The 22,041-nt window shown below is 70.1% G+C and carries 21 protein-coding genes and 5 tRNA genes; 17 read left to right on the top strand and 9 right to left on the bottom strand.

Features of this window, described 5'->3' with window-relative positions; translation table 11 throughout:
- The first annotated feature begins 135 nt into the window (after window positions 1–135).
- From V2W30_RS19020 to V2W30_RS19035, 4 genes are all read left to right on the top strand, one after another.
- A complete protein-coding gene (locus tag V2W30_RS19020) occupies window positions 136–957 on the top strand; it encodes a hypothetical protein (RefSeq protein WP_338698117.1) in 822 nt (273 codons plus the stop codon).
- Window positions 958–1,125: 168 nt separating this feature from the next.
- On the top strand, window positions 1,126–1,410 hold the full coding sequence (locus tag V2W30_RS19025; protein WP_338698118.1) for a hypothetical protein: 285 nt from the start codon (window positions 1,126–1,128) through the stop codon (window positions 1,408–1,410).
- Between the two features lie 118 nt (window positions 1,411–1,528).
- Entirely contained in the window at window positions 1,529–1,774 is a 246-nt protein-coding gene (locus tag V2W30_RS19030; RefSeq protein ID WP_338698120.1) for a chaplin, read from the top strand.
- A gap of 202 nt (window positions 1,775–1,976) precedes the next feature.
- Window positions 1,977–2,480 (top strand): DUF5949 family protein, encoded by a 504-nt coding sequence (locus tag V2W30_RS19035; protein ID WP_338698122.1) that lies wholly within the window; start codon window positions 1,977–1,979, stop codon window positions 2,478–2,480.
- A 65-nt stretch (window positions 2,481–2,545) separates the two neighbouring features.
- Here V2W30_RS19035 and V2W30_RS19040 read toward each other — a convergent pair whose 3' ends face one another.
- A complete protein-coding gene (locus tag V2W30_RS19040; RefSeq protein ID WP_338698124.1) occupies window positions 2,546–2,755 on the bottom strand; it encodes a hypothetical protein in 210 nt (69 codons plus the stop codon).
- Between the two features lie 133 nt (window positions 2,756–2,888).
- Between V2W30_RS19040 and V2W30_RS19045 the strand changes: the two genes are divergently transcribed.
- The 4 genes from V2W30_RS19045 (at window position 2,889) to V2W30_RS19060 (ending at window position 5,632) form a co-directional block, all read left to right on the top strand.
- A complete protein-coding gene (locus V2W30_RS19045; RefSeq protein ID WP_338698126.1) occupies window positions 2,889–3,548 on the top strand; it encodes a vitamin K epoxide reductase family protein in 660 nt (219 codons plus the stop codon).
- Between the two features lie 151 nt (window positions 3,549–3,699).
- Entirely contained in the window at window positions 3,700–4,206 is a 507-nt protein-coding gene (locus V2W30_RS19050) for a hypothetical protein (protein ID WP_338698127.1), read from the top strand.
- Window positions 4,207–4,306: 100 nt separating this feature from the next.
- Entirely contained in the window at window positions 4,307–4,756 is a 450-nt protein-coding gene (locus tag V2W30_RS19055; protein WP_338698129.1) for a tyrosinase cofactor, read from the top strand.
- Window positions 4,757–4,762: 6 nt separating this feature from the next.
- Window positions 4,763–5,632: a tyrosinase family protein gene (locus tag V2W30_RS19060; protein ID WP_338698131.1), complete on the top strand. Its 870-nt coding sequence runs from the start codon at window positions 4,763–4,765 to the stop codon at window positions 5,630–5,632.
- Between the two features lie 110 nt (window positions 5,633–5,742).
- Here V2W30_RS19060 and V2W30_RS19065 read toward each other — a convergent pair whose 3' ends face one another.
- Window positions 5,743–6,009 (bottom strand): chaplin, encoded by a 267-nt coding sequence (locus tag V2W30_RS19065; RefSeq protein ID WP_338703686.1) that lies wholly within the window; start codon window positions 6,007–6,009, stop codon window positions 5,743–5,745.
- Between the two features lie 158 nt (window positions 6,010–6,167).
- Window positions 6,168–6,563 (bottom strand): hypothetical protein, encoded by a 396-nt coding sequence (locus tag V2W30_RS19070; protein WP_338698132.1) that lies wholly within the window; start codon window positions 6,561–6,563, stop codon window positions 6,168–6,170.
- Between the two features lie 204 nt (window positions 6,564–6,767).
- Here V2W30_RS19070 and V2W30_RS19075 point away from each other — a divergent pair, with 204 nt between their 5' ends.
- Together V2W30_RS19075 and V2W30_RS19080 are read left to right on the top strand one after the other, a co-directional pair.
- Window positions 6,768–7,967: an FAD-dependent monooxygenase gene (locus tag V2W30_RS19075; protein ID WP_338698133.1), complete on the top strand. Its 1,200-nt coding sequence runs from the start codon at window positions 6,768–6,770 to the stop codon at window positions 7,965–7,967.
- 438 nt (window positions 7,968–8,405) lie between these two features.
- The gene (locus V2W30_RS19080; protein WP_425244563.1) at window positions 8,406–8,657 is read left to right on the top strand and encodes a chaplin; all 252 of its coding nucleotides are present in this window, start codon (window positions 8,406–8,408) and stop codon (window positions 8,655–8,657) included.
- Between the two features lie 118 nt (window positions 8,658–8,775).
- Here V2W30_RS19080 and V2W30_RS19085 read toward each other — a convergent pair.
- From V2W30_RS19085 to V2W30_RS19105, 5 genes are all read right to left on the bottom strand, one after another.
- A tRNA-Lys gene (locus tag V2W30_RS19085) sits at window positions 8,776–8,848 on the bottom strand.
- A 101-nt stretch (window positions 8,849–8,949) separates the two neighbouring features.
- Window positions 8,950–10,452, bottom strand: coding sequence for an amino acid permease (locus tag V2W30_RS19090; RefSeq protein WP_338698135.1), 1,503 nt, complete (start codon window positions 10,450–10,452; stop codon window positions 8,950–8,952).
- Between the two features lie 121 nt (window positions 10,453–10,573).
- On the bottom strand, window positions 10,574–12,820 hold the full coding sequence (locus tag V2W30_RS19095) for a DEAD/DEAH box helicase (protein WP_338698137.1): 2,247 nt from the start codon (window positions 12,818–12,820) through the stop codon (window positions 10,574–10,576).
- A 250-nt stretch (window positions 12,821–13,070) separates the two neighbouring features.
- Window positions 13,071–13,595 carry a hypothetical protein gene (locus tag V2W30_RS19100; RefSeq protein WP_338698138.1) on the bottom strand — a complete coding sequence of 175 codons (525 nt, stop codon included), beginning with the start codon at window positions 13,593–13,595 and terminating at the stop codon, window positions 13,071–13,073.
- Window positions 13,596–13,693: 98 nt separating this feature from the next.
- Window positions 13,694–14,044 carry a metallopeptidase family protein gene (locus tag V2W30_RS19105; protein WP_338698140.1) on the bottom strand — a complete coding sequence of 117 codons (351 nt, stop codon included), beginning with the start codon at window positions 14,042–14,044 and terminating at the stop codon, window positions 13,694–13,696.
- A 58-nt stretch (window positions 14,045–14,102) separates the two neighbouring features.
- Between V2W30_RS19105 and V2W30_RS19110 the strand changes: the two genes are divergently transcribed.
- The 5 genes from V2W30_RS19110 (at window position 14,103) to V2W30_RS19130 (ending at window position 16,511) form a co-directional block, all read left to right on the top strand.
- Window positions 14,103–15,692, top strand: coding sequence for a metallophosphoesterase (locus V2W30_RS19110; RefSeq protein WP_338698143.1), 1,590 nt, complete (start codon window positions 14,103–14,105; stop codon window positions 15,690–15,692).
- Between the two features lie 80 nt (window positions 15,693–15,772).
- A tRNA-Glu gene (locus V2W30_RS19115) sits at window positions 15,773–15,845 on the top strand.
- Window positions 15,846–15,883: 38 nt separating this feature from the next.
- Window positions 15,884–15,958, top strand: a tRNA-Asp gene (locus V2W30_RS19120).
- 23 nt (window positions 15,959–15,981) lie between these two features.
- A tRNA-Phe gene (locus V2W30_RS19125) sits at window positions 15,982–16,055 on the top strand.
- A 114-nt stretch (window positions 16,056–16,169) separates the two neighbouring features.
- Window positions 16,170–16,511: a hypothetical protein gene (locus V2W30_RS19130; protein ID WP_338698145.1), complete on the top strand. Its 342-nt coding sequence runs from the start codon at window positions 16,170–16,172 to the stop codon at window positions 16,509–16,511.
- Between the two features lie 6 nt (window positions 16,512–16,517).
- On the opposite strand, the gene V2W30_RS19135 is transcribed toward V2W30_RS19130, so the two are convergent.
- Entirely contained in the window at window positions 16,518–17,612 is a 1,095-nt protein-coding gene (locus tag V2W30_RS19135) for an ABC transporter permease (RefSeq protein WP_338698147.1), read from the bottom strand.
- 127 nt (window positions 17,613–17,739) lie between these two features.
- Here V2W30_RS19135 and hrpA point away from each other — a divergent pair, with 127 nt between their 5' ends.
- Together hrpA and V2W30_RS19145 are read left to right on the top strand one after the other, a co-directional pair.
- Complete coding sequence (gene hrpA / locus V2W30_RS19140) at window positions 17,740–21,744, top strand: ATP-dependent RNA helicase HrpA (protein WP_338698149.1); 4,005 nt, start codon at window positions 17,740–17,742, stop codon at window positions 21,742–21,744.
- Between the two features lie 93 nt (window positions 21,745–21,837).
- Window positions 21,838–21,912: transfer RNA gene (locus V2W30_RS19145), tRNA-Asp, on the top strand.
- Window positions 21,913–22,041: the final 129 nt, after the last annotated feature.

The following is a 22,041-nucleotide window of genomic DNA, read 5'->3' on the forward strand; positions in this document are numbered from 1 at the left end:
ATACAGGCCCCCACCAGGGAGAACGACGAGGACGAAGGCGCTGACCGGACACGGAGAGCGGTCGCTCGGTTGCAAGTTGTAGTAGGGCATCTCACGGTGAACTCAAGCACCAACACGCCCTCGAAAGGGAAAATCATGCCCGCTCTGCCCGTACGGCGCCTTGCGACCTCCGCTCTCTGCGCGTCCTTCCTGATCGGTGCGGCAGCTCCGGTCTTCGCCGCGGACTCCGCCGATGAGCGCGTCAGCCGCACGGTTGTGTCATCCGCCCCGGTCCCCGACGCCAGTGCCCTGCTCGGTCAGGTCAAGACCCTGAAGGACACCGGCGGGGTCCTGACGCCGGTCACCGACCTCCTCGACGCCGTCCTCAAGACGAAGGACGGGAAGCTGCCCGCCGACGAAGCCCAGAAGCACGCCGACGCGGTCAAGACCGCCATCGACGCGGCGAAGGAACCGGCGGCCGCGGTCCCGGTGCCGAAGGCCCCCGACGCGGCGGTTCCTGACGACGCGAAAGCGCTGTTCGACGTGAAGGGCGACGCGCTGACCGCGCTGCAGTCCGCGGTCGACGCCCTCGTGAAGGCCGCGACGGCCGGCGACGTCACCGCCGTCGCCACCCAGGCCCCCGTCGTCGTGACCGGACTGGTCAACTTCGTCGCGGCCACGCTGCTCAGCGGCGGGCTCCCGGCGCCCGACCTGCCCGGCCTCCCCGCGCTCCCGCAGCTGCCGACGTCCAGCGTGCCGGTCCCGCCCACGCCCGCCGTGCCCGAGACCCCCGCGCTACCGCAGACCCCGACCCTGCCCCAGACACCGGCCGTCCCGCAGACACCGGCCCTCCCCAGACCCCCTCACCTCCTAGCCGCCTCGCGCCTGCGGCGAAGCAGGCGCCCGAGCCCGCCGAGGGCAGCCGCACCGCTGCCCCCGGCGGGCTCTCGGCATGCCCGCGCACTTTCATATGTATGACCGCCGCACCGTTCTTTCGAGTGGGATCAACAAATCGAGGCGCACCGGAGTTTCCGTCGGCGAACACCGTCGTTAAGCAGGGAGAAGCGATACATCAGGCATTCCCAATGCCTCGAACGGTGAATATGCCACGCCGATGGCGATAAGCCATCGAAGAAAGGATAAATAATGAAGGCTCTGAAGGCCGCTGCCGTTGTCGCCGGTTCCATGGTGATCGCCGGAGCCGCTGCGCCCGCCTTTGCCTCGGACCTCACTCCGACGAGCCTCAACGGCGCCCTTGACACCATCGCCAGCCAGCCGACGCTCGACGTGCAGCCGCTGGACAGCAACCTTCTCGACCCGAAGGGCAACGGTGTCGTCGACACCGTCACGGGTGCCGCCGACGGCCTGAACCCGGCCGACGCCGCGGGCGCCCCCACCGACCTGCTCGGTGGCCTCCCCCTCGCGAAGTAGTCCCCTTCCCGCTCATTGGCCCGAATGAGCGAAGGGTTTATGAGGGTGTGTCTTTACGGCTGACCGTGCAGACCGCCCCCATACGATCCACGAAAACCCCCGAAGGAAGGTTCTGAAAATGAACACTGCCAAGAAGGCCGCTCTCGTCATTGCCACGGCCGGCCTCGCGGCGGGTGCCGCGTCGGGCGCCGCTTTCGCCGATGGTGGCGCCAGCGCCGAGGGTGCCGCCGTGAACTCCCCCGGTGTCGCCTCGGGCAACGTCGGCCAGCTCCCGGTGCACGTTCCGGTCAACGTCTCCGGCAACACCGTCAACGGCATCGCGGGCCTCAACCCGGCCTTCGGCAACAGCGCCGTCAACGACTGACACAGCGCGGCGCTCCACTCCGCACGCTGGTCCCCGCACGAAGGCTGGTTCGGAAATCGAACCAGCCTTCGGCGTTTTCACCCCTGAATTCGTACGTGCGGGTCAAATACACGGTCCCGCGCTCCTCGTTCGAGTGTGCTTCATTGGCCCGATCGAGTGACGGTGCGACAAGGGTCCCCGACCGCTTGGCTAGGCTCCCCAGGTGACTTCAACGTCGAGTATTGACACCACGTTTCGGGCCGCAGATCTGGGAACTCTCGCCGTCATCGCCTGGAGTGGAGAACACGCGGAGGAAGAAGGCGCCACGCCTTTCCTTCTCGCCTACTCCATGGGTGATTCCCCGGCGGGCCCCGAGGCCTCGGAGGCCGCCGTGCGGGCCCTCCTGAGCAACAACGGGCTGACCATCGGCACCACCGTCCACGACGGGTCGCGCCATCCGAGCTTCCCCGTCTCCCTGCTCGTGGAGGCAGGCCAGGCCGTCGTCTCGATGCCCCTGCTGAACGCCCAGTGCCCGGTACCGCCGGAGTGGCTGGAGGCCGCGGAGGAGACGGGGACCGCGTACTTCCTCTTCACCGCCCGCCCCTGGCCCACCGCCACTCCCGGGCAGCCCGTCACCGAGAGCGAGTTGCAGAAGTTCGCCGGCGACGAGGAGACCCTCAACGCCGCCGCGCACTGCCTTCTGCCCATCCGCCGCATCCGCACGTGACACACGCGATCGTGGTGCGGAGCCGGCCGACTCCGCACCACGATCGATGACCTCTACGCGCTGTCTCAGCCGAGCGAGACGCCCAGACCCAGACCGAGGTCCAGGCCGTGGTGGTGCCAGTGGTGCCAGCACTCCCAGTCGCCACCGCACGGGTGGGAGGCCACGGACTGGGCGGGTGCCTGGGGCGTGGCGGCCTGAGCCACACCGGTGAGGGGCAGGATCGCGGCTACGGCGAACAGGGCGGCCACAGAGGTCCGCCGGGCTATCTGCTTCACGGGAGAAGTCCTATCTAGCCGGTTTTTTGGGGACATGAGCGACGCTAGTCCCCCCTCCGGCACTTGTCGCGCCGAGAGTCACCGTCCGTGACCCTCCGCGATCGACCCTGCTCGTCACCGCCAGGAGGGCTCCATGAGCACCGACGTCCAGAGGGCCGCCGCGCCTGTTCGGCCCGCGGCCGACCGTCAGCCCGTACGGAGCGAGGAAGCGGCGCCCCCTGCCGAGCGGCACCTCGGGTTCGCGCTGGTCCTCGTCCTCACCGGAGTCGCCGGGCTGCTCGCCTCCTGGGTCATCACCCTCGACAAGTTCAAGCTCCTCGAAGACCCGAACTTCACCCCCGGGTGCAGCCTGAACCCCGTGGTGTCCTGCGGGAACATCATGAAGAGCGCACAGGCGGCCGCCTTCGGGTTCCCCAACCCGATGCTCGGGCTCATCGCCTACGGAGTGGTGGTCGCCGCCGGGGCGGGCCTCCTGGCCCGCGCGCGGTTCCCCCGCTGGTACTGGCTGACCTTCCAGGCGGGGTGCCTCTTCGGGGTCGGCTTCGTGTCGTGGTTGCAGTTCCAGTCGCTCTACCGGATCCACTCGCTGTGCCTGTGGTGCTGCCTCGCCTGGGTGGCCACGATCGTCATGTTCTGGAGCCTGGCCGCATTCAACGTCCGCAACGGATTTCTGCCCGCGGGACGCGCGGTGCGCACCTTCTTCACCGAGTTCTCCTGGGTTCCGCCCACGCTGCACATCGGCGCCGTAGGAATGCTGATCCTGACCCGCTGGTGGGATTTCTGGACGAGCTGAGAACTGGGCGGTCATTTGTCCGGCAAAGCGACCGCACGGGAAGCCAAAAATCTACGGATTAGTCCCGCAGAGGGAATTCTGCACTGATGCCACGGAAAGGGTCGTTACCCCTGTTGCGTCATCATCCTGAGCTGAAGGGGACCCACCCAGAATGAGCATCACACTACGAGGAACGATCGCCGTGCTCGCGGGCTGCATCGCCGCGGCCGCCGGCTCCAGCGCCCCGGCCGTCGCCTCGGGGAACGTACCCATCGAGGTGCCCCTCGGCGGCGTGGAGAACGCGCTGCACATCGACGCACCCCGGCTGAGCACGGAGGCGCCCATCCCGATCCCCGGCACTCCCGAGGGACCTCGGTACGCGAAGGACCATGTCCTGCCCGAGCACGCGGTGCCGCGGCTTCCCCTCAGCAGCGAACTGCCCGCCACCGACGCCGAGGTGCCGCTGCCTCAGCTCCTGGCGACCGACGACGTCGACCGCCTGGGACTCACGACCGAGGAGTCCGCCGTCCGGACCCTCACGCCGGGAGCCTCCGTGAATCCCCCGCTGAGCGGTCCGCGGCCCCACTTGTTCGGGTTGCCGGACGTGTCGGCCCCGCAGGCCGCCGTCGGCACCCCCGACGTACAGGCGCAGCCGGGGGCGGACCTGGCACTCGGCTAGAAGCGCCGGGTGGGCCGGCCCATGAGCCCGTCCTGGCCCACCCGACTCACCGGCGTTCCCCGGCGGTGGGCGGGCTCCAGACCCGCAGGAGGAGATGCACGTGAATCCCCAGGTGTCGTCGATCGACGAGCGTGCGGCGCGGAGCGCGACCGCGCCCGCCGCCACGGAGCCCGGAGCGCGCGCGAGACCGTTGCTGACCCGGCGCAGCGCGTGCCTGATCCTGCTGGGCGCGGCCGGCACCGCCACCGCCGTCCTGCGGATCCGGCCGCTCGGGCGCGAGGAGCCGAAGGCCGTGCCCGAGGCGTTCGACGAGACGTACCGCGGGCGGCGGATCACCGGCACGCGACTCCCCGACACGGCGGGAACCGCGGGTGCGTGGCAGGTCAGCGTCGACGGGCGCCCGCTGCACCTCATGCGCCGGGCCGACGGCTCGTATCTGAGCATGGTCGATCACTACGAGTCGTACCCCACCCCGCTCGCCGCGGCGCGAGGCGCCGTGGCGGAGCTCGGCGGCCAGGCCTTGCAGTCGTCCCCCGACCGAACGGTGTGATGCCCGATGGCTCACGTGCGTCAGAACCAGAGCGCGCTCAGCAAGACCCAGAAGCGGCGCTTCGTGGAGGCCGTGCTGACCCTCAAGGCCAAGGGCCGGTACGACGAGTTCGTGCGGATGCACATCGACTTCTACATGGGGGACGGCGACGGCGGCCTGCGGGTGGCGCACATGACCCCGTCGTTCTTCCCGTGGCACCGCAAGTTCCTGCTCGAGTTCGAACGGGCCTTGCAGCGGGTGGATCCGGGCGTCTCGGTTCCCTACTGGGACTGGACCGTGGACCGTACGGCGGGCGCTTCCTTGTGGAGCGACGGCTTCCTCGGGGGCAACGGCCGCCGGTCCGACCGCCAGGTGATGTCCGGGCCCTTCGCCCGCCGAAGCGGCCGATGGACCGTCACCGAGGCCGTGACGGACGGCGACTTCCTCATGCGGGACTTCGGCCGGCCGCAGGCCCCTGTCGAACTGCCGAGCAAGGAAGAGCTCGACCGGGCCATGGGCGAGTCCACGTACGACGTGGAGCCGTGGAACTCGCTCTCCCCCAAGGGCTTTCGCAACCGGCTCGAAGGCTGGCCCACCCGCCGCGGGGACCGCACCTGGTTCAACCACAACCGGGTGCACCGCTGGGTGAGCGGGCACATGCTCGGCGCCGGTTCGGTGAACGACCCCATCTTCTGGCTCCACCACGCCTTCGTCGATCTGTGCTGGTCGCGGTGGCGGCAGCGGCATCAGGGGGCGGCTCCCTACCTGCCGGTGGAAGCGCCGCCGCTGGGCCATGCCCAGCACGGCCGGGTGCTGGTCGCGGGCGACACCATGCCGCCGTGGGACACGCCCCTGCGCGACATGCTCGACCACACGTCGCTGTACCGCTACGAGTGACCGCCCCGCACGCACGACGTCCCCCGGCACGGTGTGTGCCGGGGGACGTCGTCAGGGCTCAGCGCGTGGAACCGGTCCCGTCGGCCGTGTTCCCCGTGGGTACGGAGGTGTCAGCCGCCGTAACCGGAGTCGCCACCGTCGCTGTTGACGCACGTGTTGCCGAACGCGGGGTTCAGCACGCCGATGACGTCGACGGTGTTGCCGCAGACGTTGACCGGGACGTGAATCGGAGCCTGGAGCAGGTTGCCCGACAGGACACCCGGCGAGTTGGTGGCTTCGCCCTGGGCGCCTGCGTCGGCCATGGCCAGACCGGCGCCGCTGAGCACCACAGCACCCGTGCCGAAAGCGACAGCGGCTGCCTTCGCGATGCGAGACATCACGTTCTCCTTTTGCTTGGCAGGTGCGGCCGCGTCGTCGCAGCCGTCGGCCTGTTCAACGGAATGCGGCACGGGGAGTAACGGCTGATACAGCGATACATCATGAAAAGGGAAGGAATGGGCCCCACCTGGCTCAATTCTTCACCCGTACCCGCTTTTCAAAAGGCGGGCGCCACCGTCTTCCCGTCGTACAGACCGCCCTGACACACCTGCGATCCGCCGCCCGCATCGCCGCCTTCCTCCCAGCTCATGACGCCGCCGCCCACCTGGCACTCGGCGGGCGCCAGGTAGTCCAGATCGAAATGCGGTCTGCGGACGAAGGCGAAACCCGGGTCCGATCCCGCGGCGACGGGACCGGCGCCTGCCGCCTCCCTGACGCACCGATAGGCGTCGCCGCCCCCGTAGAAACGGAACGCGGGCGTACCGCCCTCCGCCCGGCACTCCGCCGCGGTCAGCAGGGGCGGCGGGTCCTCGCTGTCCGCGCCGGCGGAGGAAGCGGGCAGCCAGGCGAGCGTCACCGCGCCGGCCAGGAGAGCACATCGCGTGAGGAACATCCCTGTACATGCCTTTCGTTCGCACCTCCACCGCAGTGGCCGGGTACATCCCAGACTGATCCCCTCCGCGGCCCCGCGCAGGCGGAGGGAACCGAACGGGCACCCCGCCGCGAAGAGCGGGAACTCCTCAAGAACCCCGCGACCGCCCCGTCGTTTCCTCATTAGTACCAACCGGTACTTTCCGGGCCGCATGAGGGAGCACACATGAAGGTGGTCTGCGCCGGTGGAGGACCCGCGTCGCTGTACCTGGCCATCCTCCTGAAACAGCAGGACCGCGGCCGGCACGTCACCGTGTACGAGCGGAACCCCGCGGGAGCGACGTACGGCTGGGGCGTCACCTACTGGCCCGACATGCTCGACGCGCTCTCGGCGCACGACGAGGTGTCCGCACGCGCCATCGAGGAGCACTCGGTGCGGTGGAACGACGGCGTGGCGCACGTCCGCGGACGCACCACGGTCCACCACGGCGACGAGGGCTTCGCGATCGGCCGCCACCGGCTGCTGACGATCCTGGCCGAACGAGCGACGTCCCTCGGTGTCGAGGTGCACTTCGGCCACCCGGTCTCGCCCGGCGACCCCGTCCTGGACGGCGACCTGATCGTGGCCGGGGACGGGGCGCGGAGCGCCCTGCGCGACCAGCACGCGGACCACTTCGGCACGCACGTCGCGCCGGGGCACAACCGGTTCGTCTGGCTCGGTACGACGAAGGTCTTCCGCTCCTTCACCTTCGCCTTCGTGGAGACCGACCACGGGTGGCTCTGGTGCTACGCGTACGGCTTCGACGGCGAACACAGCACCTGCATCGTCGAGTGCTCCCCCGCCACCTGGGCGGGGCTCGGCCTCGACGTCATGGTGCGGGACGCCGCCCTGAAGCTCCTTGAGGAACTCTTCGCGGAGCCCCTCGAAGGGCACCCGCTCATCGGCCGTACGGATGTCGACGGGCCGTCGCAGTGGCAGCAGTTCGGCACCGTCACCAACCGCGTCTGGTCGCACGGCAATCTGGTGCTGCTCGGGGACGCCGCCCACACCACGCACTACTCCATCGGCGCCGGCACCACACTGGCCATGCACGACGCCATGGCCCTGGCCGAGGCCCTGCGCGGCCCCGCCCCGCTCGCCTCGGCCCTCGGCCACTACGAGCGGGTCCGCAGGCGCGAGTTGCTGCCGCTCCAGAGCGCGGCCCGGCACAGCGCCGACTGGTACGAGAACCTGACGCGCTACATCCACCTGGAACCGCATCAGATGTTCGCCCTGCTCGGCCAGCGGCACTCGCCGCTGCTCCCGTACATCCCTCCGCAGCTGTACTACCGGGTGGACCGGGCGGTGGACCGGACGCAGGTGCTCCGTTCGCTGAAGCGTTGGGTCGGACCTCGTCTCGCCCGCTTCCTGCAGAACTCTCCCTGACGTGTTCTAGACAGCTCGTTCTAGACAGCTTGCTCTAGACAGCTTGTTCTAGACCGGAACGGAAGAACCGGGTCCCGGGCCCCGCGCCGACCGGGAAGGATGAGAGGACATTTCGCCCGGATAACAATCGGTCCCCCCGGTCGGCGGAATTCGTTGAGCAGACCATGGAGAAGAAGAGAAACGATCCGACAGTCACGTCACTGCGCACATCGGATACTCCGATCTACGAAACCGTGGTCCGACTGTGGCAGGCGCACGGCAGGGAGATCCCCCGGCAGGGCCGCCCGGGGCGGCCCGCCCGTGGCTGGGTCCGCGTGGATCAACCGCCGAACAGGCGGCATTGACGGACACGCCCGCCGACGGCTCAATTCCTCGTCCCGGGTACCGGGCGGCGGTGTGATTGGCGCGTCATATTCCCTCACCTTTCAGGGAGAACCGATGCGTCTTCGCGCATTCGCAGCCGCCGCGGTACTGGCCGGGACGTCCGTTCTGGGGTCGGCCGCCATGGCCTCCGCGCTGGACGGCCCCGACGGGGCCCACGCGACCGGGGTCGCCGCGCACAGCCCCGGCGTCCTGTCCGGCAACGTCGTCCAGATCCCGGTCGACGTCCCGGTCAACGCCTGCGGCAACTCGCTCAACCTCGTGGGGCTGCTCAACCCGGCGTTCGGCAACACCTGCGTGAACGACTAGGGTTCCCCGCCGTGTCCGCCGCCGGTGCTGTCACCGGCGGCGGACACGCCGGTCCCGGCCCGGAGACGAAGAAGCGCCCGAGCCGACCGAAGCCGACCCGGGCGCTGCCCCGTACTCGTAGACCCTGTGGGACTCGAACCCACAACCAATGGATTAAAAGTCCACTGCTCTGCCAATTGAGCTAAGGGTCCACACGCCGACCGGAGTCGACGCACCCCCGAGCATAGCCCGCCGGGCCCCGGTCGCCGATCGGGTATCGGGATCGTAGGGCGGGCGAGTGGTGGCGCGGGGGTCAGCGCAGGAACCAGTGGCGGGCCGAGAACGCCCACCACGCCCCCGCGAACCCCAGGACCACGAGGACCGCGATCGGGGCGTAGTTGAAGGTCTCCCAGGTCACCGGGGAGACCTGCGGCAGCATGAAGAGAACGGTGATGACGACCACCCAGGCCACCGCCACGACGCCGATCAGCGTCGACCAGCGGCCGAGGTGCCACGGGCCCCGCTCGAACGAGTCGCCCTTGCGCAGCCGCAGCAGCGTGGGGATGACATACGCGATGTAGAGGCCGATGACCGCGATCGAGGTGACGGCCGCGTACGCCGTGACGTTGATCAGGTACGGCAGGCCGAGCGCCAGCGCGCCCGCCGCCGCCAGCCAGACCGCGGCGACAGGGGTCCGGGTGCGCGGGCTGACCGAGCGCCAGACGCGGGAGAAGGGGAGCGCCCCGTCGCGCGAGAAGGCGTAGATCATGCGGGAGTTGGCGGTCACGGAGGCCATGCCGCAGAAGAGCTGAGCGCCGATGACGACCAGGAGCAGGAGCTTGCCGGCCGTCGCGCCGAGGGCGTCGAGCAGGATCTGCGCCGGCGGCGCGCCCGTCGCCGAGCCGAGCGCACCGTCGTACGACTGGATCGCGAACGTGAAGCCCAGGAGGAGGACGAAGCCCGCGATCCACGACGTCCAGATCGAGCGGACGATGCCCTTCGGGCCCGCCGTCGACGCGTCGTGGGTCTCCTCCGTCATATGGGCGGAGGCGTCGTAGCCGGTGAAGGTGTACTGCGCCATCAGGAGCCCGATCAGGACGACGTACGCGCCGCTGCCCCAGCCGGTGTTGTTGACGAACTCGCCGAAGACGAACGAGGCCGACTGGTGGTGGTCGGGCACGAAGGCGAGCGCGCCGACGATCACCGCGACGCCCAGCACGTGCCACCACACGCTGACGCTGTTGAGGACGGCGACGATGCGCACGCCGAAGGTGTTGAGGAGGCCGTGCAGCACCAGGATCCCGGCGAAGAGCAGGATCGTGCGGCCCGGCGTCACCTCGAAGTCGAACTGAAGGTTCAGGTAGGCGCCCAGGAAGGACGCCGCGCCGAAGTCGATGCCGGCGGTCACCGCGACCTGACCGAGGACGTTGAACCAACCGGTGAACCAGGCCCACGCGGCCGCCGAGCGCGGCGGCGCAAGGCGGTGCGCCCAGAAGTAGAGGCCCGCCGACGTCGGGTACGCCGAACAGATCTCGGCCATCGACAGCCCGACGAACAGCGTCATCAGGCCCACCGCGACCCAGCCCCAGGTGATGAGGACCGGCCCGCCGGTGTTCATGCCGAACAAGTACAGCGTCAGACACCCGGAGAGGACCGAGATGATCGTGAAGGAGACGGCGTAGTTGGAGAACGCCGACATCCGGCGGGCCAGCACCTGCGTGTAGCCGAGCTGGGCGAGCCGCTCCTCGTCGGACCCGGCCGCGGCGGTCGCCGGGGGCGGATTCCGGTCAGTGGCCTTGCTGGCATCACTTGTCATGCCCCCAGCGATTCCCTTGCCGGGGGCACGGCAAGCTCCTGATCAAGGGGCAAGTCCCCGTACGACAAAGCGGGCCCACCCCGTGAGGAGTGGGCCCGCTTCAGCGTGCTGTGGTCAGACGTCAGCCGTTGCGCTTCCAGCGCGGCTTGTCGTCACGGCGGCCGAAGGAGGACGAACCCGAGCCGGAGGCCGAGCCGGTGCCGCGGTGGTCGTCGCGACGGCCGTAGGGGCGGTGGCCGCCGGTCGCCGGACGGTCGTCGCGGCGGTCGCGGTTGAACGGGCGGTCGCTGCCCCGGTGACCGCCGGCGGGGCGGTCGTCGCGACGGAAGCCGCCGCGGTCACCGGACGGACGGTCGTCACGGCGGAAGCCACCACGGTCACCCGAGGGACGGTCGTCACGGCGGAAGCCACCACGGTCACCCGAGGGACGGTCGTCACGGCGGAAGCCACCACGGTCACCCGAGGGACGGTCGTCACGGCGGAAGCCACCACGGTCACCGGACGGACGGTCGTCGCGACGGAAGCCACCACGGTCACCCGAGGGACGGTCGTCACGGCGGAAGCCGCCACGGTCGTTGTCACGACGCTCGAAAGAACGCCCGCCGCGGTCGCCACCGCGGTCGTCACGGCGGAAGCCGCCGCGGTCGCCGCCACGGTCGTTGTCACGACGCTCGAAGGAACGCCCGCCACGGTCGCCGCCGCGGAAGCCACCGCGGTCGCCGCCACGGTCGTTGTCACGACGGTCGAAACCGCCGCCGCGGTTGTCACGACGCTCGTAGTTGCCGCGGTCGTCACGACGCTGACGCGGCTGCTCGGTGTACTCGGAGCGCTCCGGCTCCTGCGCCGCGACGGCCTGGGCGACCTGCTCGGCGGCGGCCTCGGCTGCGGCGGCGACGGCCGCGGCCACGCCCTCCTCGTCCTCGCCACGGTCACGGGCGGCACGGGCGGTGAGGCGGTCGGCCTGCTCGCGCAGCTCGGCGGCGCGACGGGTCGCGCGCTCCAGCTGCTTGGTCAGGCTGGAGACCTCGCGCTCGGCCTGCTGCGCGGCGTTGCCCGCGGACTCGGCCTCGACCTCGGTCATGGACCGGGCACCGGTGATCTCCGCGACCTCGGGGTCGAACGCGGCGCCGCCCTGGATGATGTGACGCCCGGCGTCGACGCCCGCGTCCTCCATGAGGCGGAAGATCTGGCGGCGCTGGTGCGGCAGGGAGAGGGACACGACCGTGCCCGTACGCCCGGCACGCGCCGTGCGGCCCGCGCGGTGCAGGTAGTCCTTGTGGTCGCCGGCCGGGTCCACGTTCAGGACCAGGTCGATGCCGTCGACGTGGATGCCGCGCGCGGCGACGTCGGTGGCGACGAGGGCGTTGACGTAGCCCTTCTTGAAGTCTTCGAGGACGCGGGTACGGGCGCCCTGCGTCATGCCGCCGTGCAGCGCGTCGGCCTTCACACCGGCGTCGCAGAGCTGCTCGGCGATGCGGTCGGCGCCCAGCTGGGTGCGGACGAAGATGATCGTGCGGCCCTTGCGGGAGGCGATGGCGGCCGTGACCGGCGCCTTGTCCTTGGGCTTCACGATGAGGATGTGGTGCGACATCGTCGTGACGTTGCCCTGGGCGCTGTCGACCTCGTGGCTGACCGGGTTGTTCAGGTAGCGCGAGACCAGGGTCTTGATCTCGTTCTCCATCGTGGCGGAGAACAGCATGCGCTGGCCGCCGGCCGGGACCTGGTCGAGCAGCTCGGTGACCTCGGGCAGGAAGCCCAGGTCGGACATCTGGTCGGCCTCGTCGAGGACGGCGACCTCGATGTTGCTCAGGTCACAGGCGCCGCGGTTGATGAGGTCGCGCAGGCGGCCCGGGGTGGCGACGAGGATGTCGACGCCGCGCTCCAGGGCGTAGATCTGGTTGCCCATCGACGTACCGCCGCAGACGACCTTCATCTTGAGGCCGACCTGGTCGCCGTAGGGCTGGAGCGCGTCCGCGACCTGCATCGCGAGCTCACGCGTCGGCGTGAGGATGATGGCGCGCGGCTTGTGCTTCTCGCTGCGGCCGCCGGACAGGCGGGACAGCACGGGCAGACCGAACGAGAGGGTCTTGCCGGAGCCGGTGCGGCCACGGCCGAGGATGTCCTTGCCGGCCAGGGCGTCCGGGATGGTCGCGGCCTGGATGGGGAACGGGGTCGTCACGCCGTTCTGCGCGAGCTTGCGCACGACGGCCTCGGGCAGGCCGAGGTCCTCGAAGGTGAGGGTGGGCTCGGCGGCCTCGCCGACGGCCACGGTGTCGGTCGTCTCGTCGACGGCGACGGCCTGTACGGCGTCGACGGCGTCCTGGTCGTTCTCGGGCATGACGGCCTGGTCAGAGCTGGAAATAGACATGCGAAATGCGAAACCTTCCGGAGTTTCGGCACGCGCCCGCAACTCCGTGTATTCGCAATCCTGCAAATCGACCGCCTCAATGCGGTCCAGCCACGGCAAGGGAGAGTACGCGCCACGCGGCGCTCTCTTAACGGCGCCGGGCAAATGGGATCAAACGATCTACCACCATACGCACCCGACACCCCCCAAGGCAAACCGCCCCCCTGAGACGCGCCTCACATCAGCCCCCTTCGGCCCTGCGGAGGGCTCCTCAGACCGGCTGTCCGGCCTGTGGCTCCGGCTCGGCGGCCAGCTGCGGGGCGGTCTGCTGCTCGTGCGCGGAGGACGAGGGCTCGGCGGTCGTCGGAGACGGCTCGGGCGGCGTCGGCGTGGGCGGTGCCTTCGTCGGCGGCGGCGAGGAGGGCGTGTCGCGCGGCGTGCTCGGCCGCGTGGACGGGGTGCCCCGGACGGGCGTCGCCGCTTTCGAGGGCGCGGCGCTGCGCGAGGCGGCCGCCGACGCGGACGCCGAGGCCGCGGCGGAGGCGGACCCGCTCGGGTCGGCCGACGCGCCCTCGGCCCGCGCTCCGGGCCCGCCCGCGCCGCCGCCGCGCACCACCGCTGCGCCGTCGGGCGCGGCGTCCCCGCCGCGCTCCGGTGCGGAGTGCGAGGGCGTGGCGGGACGCCCGTCGTCGGCCACGCTCATGCACCCGGCGGCCGCGGCGACCGCCATGGTGGTCACCGCGAGGCGGCCGAGGCGCAGAACGCGGGACGGGGGCGATACGGACAGCTGGCGCACGGGCGAGCACCTCCGGGCACGTGACAGGGTCATCGTTCCCAACTCCCGTGCGCCACAGGAGGACACGCGCCACACAAAGCCCGCACAAACAGCGACGGTCAGCCGTATCCGAGGGCGTGCAGCCGGGCGTCGTCGATCCCGAAGTGGTGGGCGATCTCGTGGACCACGGTGATCTCGGTCTCCGCGACGACCTCCTCGCGCGTCGCGCACATCCGCAGCGTCGGCCCCCGGTAGATCGTGATCCGGTCCGGCAGCACACCGGCGTACCACTCGCCCCGGTCGGTCAGCGGAGTGCCTTCGTAGAGCCCGAGCAGTTCGGGATCGTCGGCAGGCGGCTCGTCCTCCACGAACACCGCGACGTTGTCCATCAGTCGCGTCAACTCGGGCGGAATCCGGTCGAGCGCCTCGGCGACCAGTTCCTCGAACTCCTCACGCGTCATCTCCAGCACACGGCCATTGTCCGGTACAACCCGCATATCGACCCGCCCACTTGGGCATACGGGAGCAATGGCCCGCCCTCCCGCTGTCGCCATACGCCGAGCCCTCCACCGGCTACGGGGTGTCCGCACCGCCCCGTCGGCCCTCCTGCGGCACTACCGCGCACGGCATCCGCGTCCGGTGGTGGAGCTCGTCCATCCGCCCCATCCGTACGTACGCGCCCTCGGTCTGGTGGCGGTGGTGCTGCTCGGCGCCTGGCTCGGGCTGCTGATCGTCGGTGGGGTCCGGGCGCCGGTGGGTCCGATGGACACGCGGATGACGCTGCGCCCCTCGCTCTCCGGCGGCACGAAGATCAATGTGTCTCCGCTGGGCGCCCTGGAACTGCGCTCCCACACGGCGCCGATCCGTCTCGACGTCGATGTCGACCAGCTCGACCCGGTCCGCGCCCAGGCGCTCGTCGACCATCCCGAGCGGCTGTCCGGGCTCCAGGACGAGGTGGCCCGCGACGTCGAGCACGGCACGCTCGACCTGGCCGTGCGCTCCTGCGTGGCGGTGGTGGCCGGCGCGACGACGCTGGGGCTCGTGGCCTACCGCCGTCCGCGCCGCGCCCTGGCGGCCGGCGGCCTCGCGCTCGCGCTCCTGACGGCGTCGGGAGTGACGGCGTACGCGACCTGGAACCCCAAGTCGGTCCTGGAGCCGAAGTTCTCCGGGCTCCTCTCCTCGGCCCCGTCGGTGGTCGGCAACGCGCGCTCGATCGTCACCGAGTTCGACGTCTACCAGAAGGAGTTGGCGCGGCTGGTCACGAACGTCACCAAGCTCTACGACGTGACGTCCACGCTGCCCACGTACCAGCCGGACCCGTCCACGATCCGCGTGCTGCACGTCTCGGACATCCATCTCAACCCGGCGTCCTGGAAGATCATCGCGTCGCTCGTGGACCAGTACAGGATCTCCGTGATCGTCGACACGGGCGACACGATGGACCACGGTTCGGCGGCCGAGAACGCGTTCCTGGACCCCATCAAGGACCTGGACGCGCCCTACGTGTGGATCCGCGGCAACCACGACTCGAAGGCGGAGACGCAGAAGTACCTCTCCGACCGGGGGCGCTTCAAGAACGTGCACGTCCTCGACGACGGACGGGCGGTCACGGTCGCCGGCCTGCGCTTCGCCGGCACGGGCGACCCGCAGTACACCCCGGACCGCTCGACGAAGGCCCAGGGCGACCCCGCCGAGCGCATGGCGGGCCTGCGTCTCGCCTCGGCCCTGCGGGACCAGAAGGCGGCGGGCACCCCCGTCGACATCGCCCTCGCGCACGAGCCGGTCGCGGCGAAGGAGGTGGACGGCACGGTCCCGCTCGTCCTGGCCGGGCACGTGCACCACCAGGAGATGGAGATCCTCCCGCTGGGCACCCGGCTGCGCATCGAGGGATCGACGGGCGGCAGCGGGCTGCGCGCGGTCGACAACGACGACAGCGACCCCGACCCGGTCGAGGCGTCCGTCCTCTACCTGGACCGCGTCACCAAGCGCCTCCAGGCCTGGGACGAGATCAGGCTCGGTGGTCTGGGTCTGACGAAGGCCGAGGTCAGCCGCCATCTGCCGAAGGAGAACCAGCCCGGCGCGACCCCGTCCCCGAGCGCGCCGGAGGGGACCCCGTAAACCGTTTTGGCGATAGCTCCCCGCATCCCATATGCTTCTCACGTCCCCGACGCGCTGCAAAGCGCGCAGGCGGGCCGATAGCCCTCATCGTCTAGCGGCCTAGGACGCCGCCCTTTCAAGGCGGTAGCACGGGTTCGAATCCCGTTGGGGGCACGCAAGTCCGTGTGCGACACTGTTGCACGCAACAGCTTGGTCCTGTGGAGCAGTTTGGAGTGCTCGCCACCCTGTCAAGGTGGAGGCCGCGGGTTCAAATCCCGTCAGGACCGCTGAAGTTCCTCGTGAACTTCGTGGCTGGGTAGCTCAGTTGGTACGAGCGATCGCCTGAAAAGCGATAGGTCGCCGGTTCGACCCCGGCCCCAGCCACAGCGGCCCCTCCTGATTCGTCAGGAGGGGCTTTTTTCTGTCCTCTTCCGCTTCCCGTCTCCCCGCCGGTCCGCAGCCGTTACGCTCCTGATCTTCGGACCGTGGAGGGGGACCATGGAACACATCGCGGGGCGCGGGCGCCGGCTCTGGACGGTCGCCGCACTGCTTCTGATCGCCGTCGCCCTGTCGGTCGGCGGGTTCCTCGTCGGCCGGGCCGGTGCCGAACCCCGGCAGCGGAGTGCCGGTGTCGGCACCGAGGACTGCGCGAAGCTCCAGGACTCGGCCGCCCGTCTCCAGGCCGCTTCGGACGCGAAGAGGGGCGACTCGGGGCAGGACGAGAACGCCTGGCTGACGCCGCTGCTCACCCGGGCGCATCTGGTCGAGCGGGACTCCCGGTGCTTCACCGCGCTGGAGCGCGCGGCCGCCCGCACCGACCTGGACCTGTACGCGAACTGACCGCGTTCACACCGCCGCCGCGTGCAGCGGCCGTGTGCCCCGGCCGCCCGGGTGCCGATGCCGCCAGAACCAGAACAGGCCGCACGAGAGCAGCGACCAGCCGGCGAGGACCAGGAACGGGAACGCGTGCTGGTCGCCCTGGAAGTACACCGCCGTGTGCTGGGCGTTGACCGAGGCGCCGGGCGGGAGCCACTGGCCGATGCGGCCGATGACGGTGGGCAGGAGCGGCGGCGCCACCGCGCCGCCGGACGCCGGGTTGCCGAGCAGCACCAGCAGGCCCCACGTCGGGATCATCGCCCAGCGGTGGAAGAACGTGTTGAACATCGTGAAGACCATGCCGCAGGTGAACATCGTCAGCGCGAGGATCAGCCAGGACTCCACGAACGGCAGGTCGACCGCGCCGAGCAGCCAGTCCGCGACCGCCGCCACCGCGAACCCGCCGAGCAGCGCGTACGCGACGGTGAAGGCGATCCGCTCGGCCGGGTTCAGGCCCCGCGCGTGCACGCTGAGCTGGATCGCGCCGACGAAGCCGATGATCACGGCGGCGAGCGAGATGTAGAAGATCGTCAGGCCGCGCGGGTCCCCGCTCTGCAACGGGCGCACGTCCTTGACCGCCACCGGGATGCCGGTCGCCCGGCTCACGGCGGGCCCGGCCTCCGTGAAGACCTGCGCCACGGAGAAGCCGGAGGCCCCGGAGACGTCCAGGTCGACCCGCGCCCCGCCGTCGCGCACGTCGAGGACCGCGTAGACCCGCTGCTCGTCGATGGCCGTGCGGGCCGCTTCGCGGGAGGCGTACGGCTTCAGGTCGAGCTGGGCGTCGAGCGCCTTCTCCATCGCGGCGAGGAACTGTTTGCCGCGCGCCTGCTCGTACTCGCCGGTGACGGCGGTCGGGATGTGGTGCGGGGTCGGGTTCGCCATGGAGTACGTGTAGGAGGCCGCGAACAGTGCCGCCGCCGCGGACAGGATGAGGACGAGCACGGTGGCCGGAAGAAACGGCGACTTCTTGAAGTTCGACCAGTGGTCGGCCCGGGTCGGTGGCCGGCCGTGGTCCCCGTGGGGCGGGTGCGGACGCGGCTGTTCCTCATCAGGCGAAGGCGACATACCTGCACGTTAAGACAGACATAAGGCACATACATCCCGGCGGACGGTCCGGGCGGGCCGCCACTGCCGGGGCCCGGGGCAAAACCGTTCGCCACACATTTCCCCGAGGTGAGATCCTGGAGGACGTATGTCTACGCAGCCTGCCCCCGCCGCCGATCAGTTCGCCGCCGTAGCGCGGCGCCTGTCCGAGCTGTCCCTGCGCGACGAGCACCGGCTGGGCCGCAGGCTCGAAGGTGCCCGCAAGATCCGCAAGCCGGAGGCCCGTGCCGCCGTGCTCGCCGAGATCGAGGCGGAGGCCGACAAGGCCGCCGTCCGCACGGACACCCGCCGCTCCCGCCGCGAGGCGCTCGACGTCACGTACCCCGAGCAACTTCCGGTCAGCCAGAAGAAGGACGAGATCGCCGACGCGATCCGGGACCACCAGGTCGTGATCGTGGCCGGTGAGACCGGCTCCGGCAAGACGACGCAGATCCCGAAGATCTGTCTCGACCTCGGCCGCGGCGTGCGCGGCATGATCGGGCACACCCAGCCCCGCCGGATCGCGGCCCGTACGGTCGCCGAGCGCGTCGCCGACGAGCTGCACACGCCGCTGGGCGAGGCGGTCGGCTGGAAGGTCCGGTTCACCGACCAGGTCGACCAGGACGGCACCTTCGTCAAGCTGATGACGGACGGCATCCTGCTGGCCGAGATCCAGACGGACCGCGAGCTGCGCGCGTACGACACGATCATCATCGACGAGGCCCACGAGCGGTCCCTCAACATCGACTTCCTGCTGGGCTATCTGGCCCAGCTGCTGCCCAGACGCCCGGACCTGAAGGTCGTCATCACCTCGGCGACCATCGACCCCGAGCGCTTCTCCCGGCATTTCGGGGACGCACCGATCGTCGAGGTCAGCGGCCGTACGTACCCGGTGGAGGTCCGCTACCGCCCGCTCCTCGAGGAGGAGAGCGACGACTCCGACCGCGACCAGATCACCGCGATCACGGACGCGTGCGAGGAGCTGATGCGCGAGGGCGACGGCGACATCCTCGTGTTCCTCTCCGGCGAGCGCGAGATCCGCGACACCGCGGACGCGCTGGAGAAGAAGAAGTACCGATTCACCGAAGTGCTGCCGCTGTACGCGCGCCTGTCGCACGCCGAACAGCACCGCGTCTTCCAGCAGCACACGGGTCGCCGGATCGTCCTCGCGACGAACGTCGCCGAGACGTCGCTGACCGTCCCGGGCATCAAGTACGTCATCGACCCGGGCACGGCCCGTATCTCCCGCTACAGCCACCGTACGAAGGTGCAGCGACTGCCCATCGAGCCCGTCAGCCAGGCCAGCGCCAACCAGCGCAAGGGCCGCTGCGGCCGTACGTCCGACGGCATCTGCGTCCGGCTCTACTCCGAGGACGACTTCCTCGCCCGCCCGGAGTTCACGGACGCGGAGATCCTCCGTACGAACCTGGCCTCGGTCATCCTCCAGATGACGGCGGCCGGCCTCGGCGACATCGAGAAGTTCCCCTTCATCGACCCGCCGGACCACCGCAACATCCGCGACGGTGTCCAGCTCCTCCAGGAGCTGGGCGCGCTGGACGCGAACGAGAAGGACGTACGCAAGCGGCTCACCCCGCAGGGCCGCAAGCTCGCCCAGCTGCCGGTCGACCCGCGGCTGGCCCGCATGGTCCTCGAAGCCGACAAGAACGGCTGCGTGCGCGAGGTCATGGTGATCGCGGCCGCGCTCTCCATCCAGGACCCGCGTGAGCGCCCCTCGGACAAGCAGCAGCAGGCCGACCAGCAGCACGCCCGCTTCAAGGACGAGACCAGCGACTTCCTGGCGTTCCTGAACATGTGGCGGTACGTCCGCGAGCAGCAGAAGGAGCTCGGCTCCTCCGCCTTCCGCCGGATGTGCAAGCGCGAGTTCCTGAACTTCCTGCGCATTCGCGAATGGCAGGACATCTACACGCAGCTGCGTACGGTCGCCAAGCAGATGGGCATCCACCTCAACGAGGAGGACGCCCCCGGCGACTCGATCCACGTCTCCCTCCTGGCCGGCCTCCTCTCCCACATCGGGATGAAGGATGTGAAGGAGTCCAAGGAGTCGGCCCAGAAGGACCCGAAGCAGGCGGGCCGTGATCGCGGTCGCAACGAGTACATCGGGGCCCGTAACGCCAAGTTCGCGATCTTCCCCGGCTCGGCCCTCTTCAAGAAGCCGCCGCGCTTCGTGATGTCGGCGGAGCTGGTGGAGACCTCGCGCCTGTGGGCGCGGGTGAACGCGCGGATCGAGCCCGAGTGGGTCGAGCCGCTCGCCGAGCACCTCCTCAAGCGCACGTACAGCGAGCCGCACTGGGAGAAGGACCAGGCCGCCGTGATGGCGTACGAGAAGGTGACGCTGTACGGCGTTCCGCTCGTCGCCCAGCGGAAGATCAACTACGGCCGGATCGACCCCGAGGTCAGCCGCGAGCTGTTCATCCGCAACGCGCTGGTGGAGGGCGACTGGCGTACGCACCACAAGTTCTTCGCCGACAACCGCCGGCTCCTCACCGAGGTCGAGGAGCTGGAGCACCGGGCGCGCCGCCGCGACATCGTGGTCGACGACGACACCCTCTACGACTTCTACGACCAGCGGGTGCCGGAGCACGTCGTCTCGGGCGCGCACTTCGACTCCTGGTGGAAGCGCAAGCACAAGGAGGAGCCGGAGCTGCTCGACTTCGAGCGCTCCATGCTCATCCGCGAGTCGGCGGAAGCGGTCACCAAGGACGACTACCCGGACGCGTGGCGCCAGCGGAACCTGAAGTTCCGGGTGACGTACCAGTTCGAGCCGGGCGCGGACGCGGACGGCGTGACCGTCCACATCCCGCTCCAGGTGCTCAACCAGGTCACGGACGAGGGCTTCGACTGGCAGATCCCGGGCCTGCGCGAGGACGTGGTCGTCGAGCTGATCCGCTCGCTGCCGAAGCCGATCCGGCGCAACTACGTGCCCGCGCCGAACTTCGCGAAGGCGTTCCTGGAGCGGGCGGTGCCCCTTCAGGAGCCGCTGCCGACGACGCTCGCGCGCGAGTTGCAGCGCATGGTCGGCGTCCCGGTCACGCCCGACGACTTCGACCTGAGCCGCGTACCGGACCACCTGAAGATCACCTTCCGGATCGTCGACGAGCGGCGGCGCAACGTCGCCGAGGACAAGGACCTGGAGGCGCTGAAGCTCAAGCTGCGGCCGAAGGCCCGCCAGGCGATCTCCCAGGCGGCCGCGGCGACCGCCGAGCGCGCGGGCGGCCCCTCGGTCGAGCGCTCCGGGCTCACGGACTGGACGATCGGCACGCTGTCCCGGGTCTTCGAGACGCGGCGCGCGGGCCAGCCGGTGAAGGCGTACCCGGCCCTCGTCGACGACGGCGACACGGTCTCCGTACGCCTCTTCGACACCGAGGCCGAGCAGGCGCAGGCCATGTGGAAGGGCACGCGCCGGCTCATCCTGCGCAACATCCCGGTCAACCCGGGCAAGTTCGCGTCGGACAAGCTCACCAACGCCCAGAAGCTGGCCCTGTCCGCCAACCCGCACGGCTCCGTCCAGGCGCTCTTCGACGACTGCGCGATGGCGGCGGCGGACAAGCTCATCGCGGACTTCGGCGGCCCGGCGTGGGACGAGGAGTCGTACCGGAAGCTCTACGACAAGGTGCGCGCCGAGATCGTCGACACCACGGTGCGGACGGTCGGCCAGGTGCAGCAGGTCCTCGCGGCGTGGCAGGCCTGCGAGCGCCGTCTGAAGTCCACGAAGAGCCCGACGCTGCTGCCCAATCTCCAGGACGTGCGCGCCCAGTTGACGGCCCTGGTGCACCCGGGCTTCGTCACGGAGACGGGGCTGCGCCGGCTCGGCGACCTGATGCGCTACCTCGTCGCGGCGGACCGGCGCCTCCAGCAGATGCCGACAAGCGTCCAGCGCGACATCAGCCGCATGGAGAAGGTCCACGAGATGCAGGACGAGTACGCCTGGCTGCTCGAACAGCTGCCGCAGGGGCGCCCCGTGCCGCAGGAGGTCCTGGACATCCGCTGGATGATCGAGGAGCTGCGTGTCAGCTACTTCGCGCACGCGCTGGGCACGGCGTACCCCGTCTCGGACAAGCGGATCGTGAAGGCGATCGACGCGGCGGCGCCGTGATCACCCGGGCACACAGGGTGAGTTCGACCGCCGGGCCTGCACTGCTGTAGAGTCCTGCTCGCAGCGCAACGCGGTAACAGCGCAGCGAAACAAGGTCCTGTGGAGCAGTTTGGAGTGCTCGCCACCCTGTCAAGGTGGAGGCCGCGGGTTCAAATCCCGTCAGGACCGCAGTACAGAAGGACCCGCACCTCACGGTGCGGGTCCTTCTTCGTGTGCGTGGAACCCGGTACCCGTCTGCGGGGCCCGGGGCGCGTACGGGGAGCCCGCACCCGCACGGTGCGGGCTTCTTCCGTCCAC

The organism is Streptomyces sp. Q6, assembly GCF_036967205.1.
GTDB lineage: Bacteria > Actinomycetota > Actinomycetes > Streptomycetales > Streptomycetaceae > Streptomyces > Streptomyces citrinus.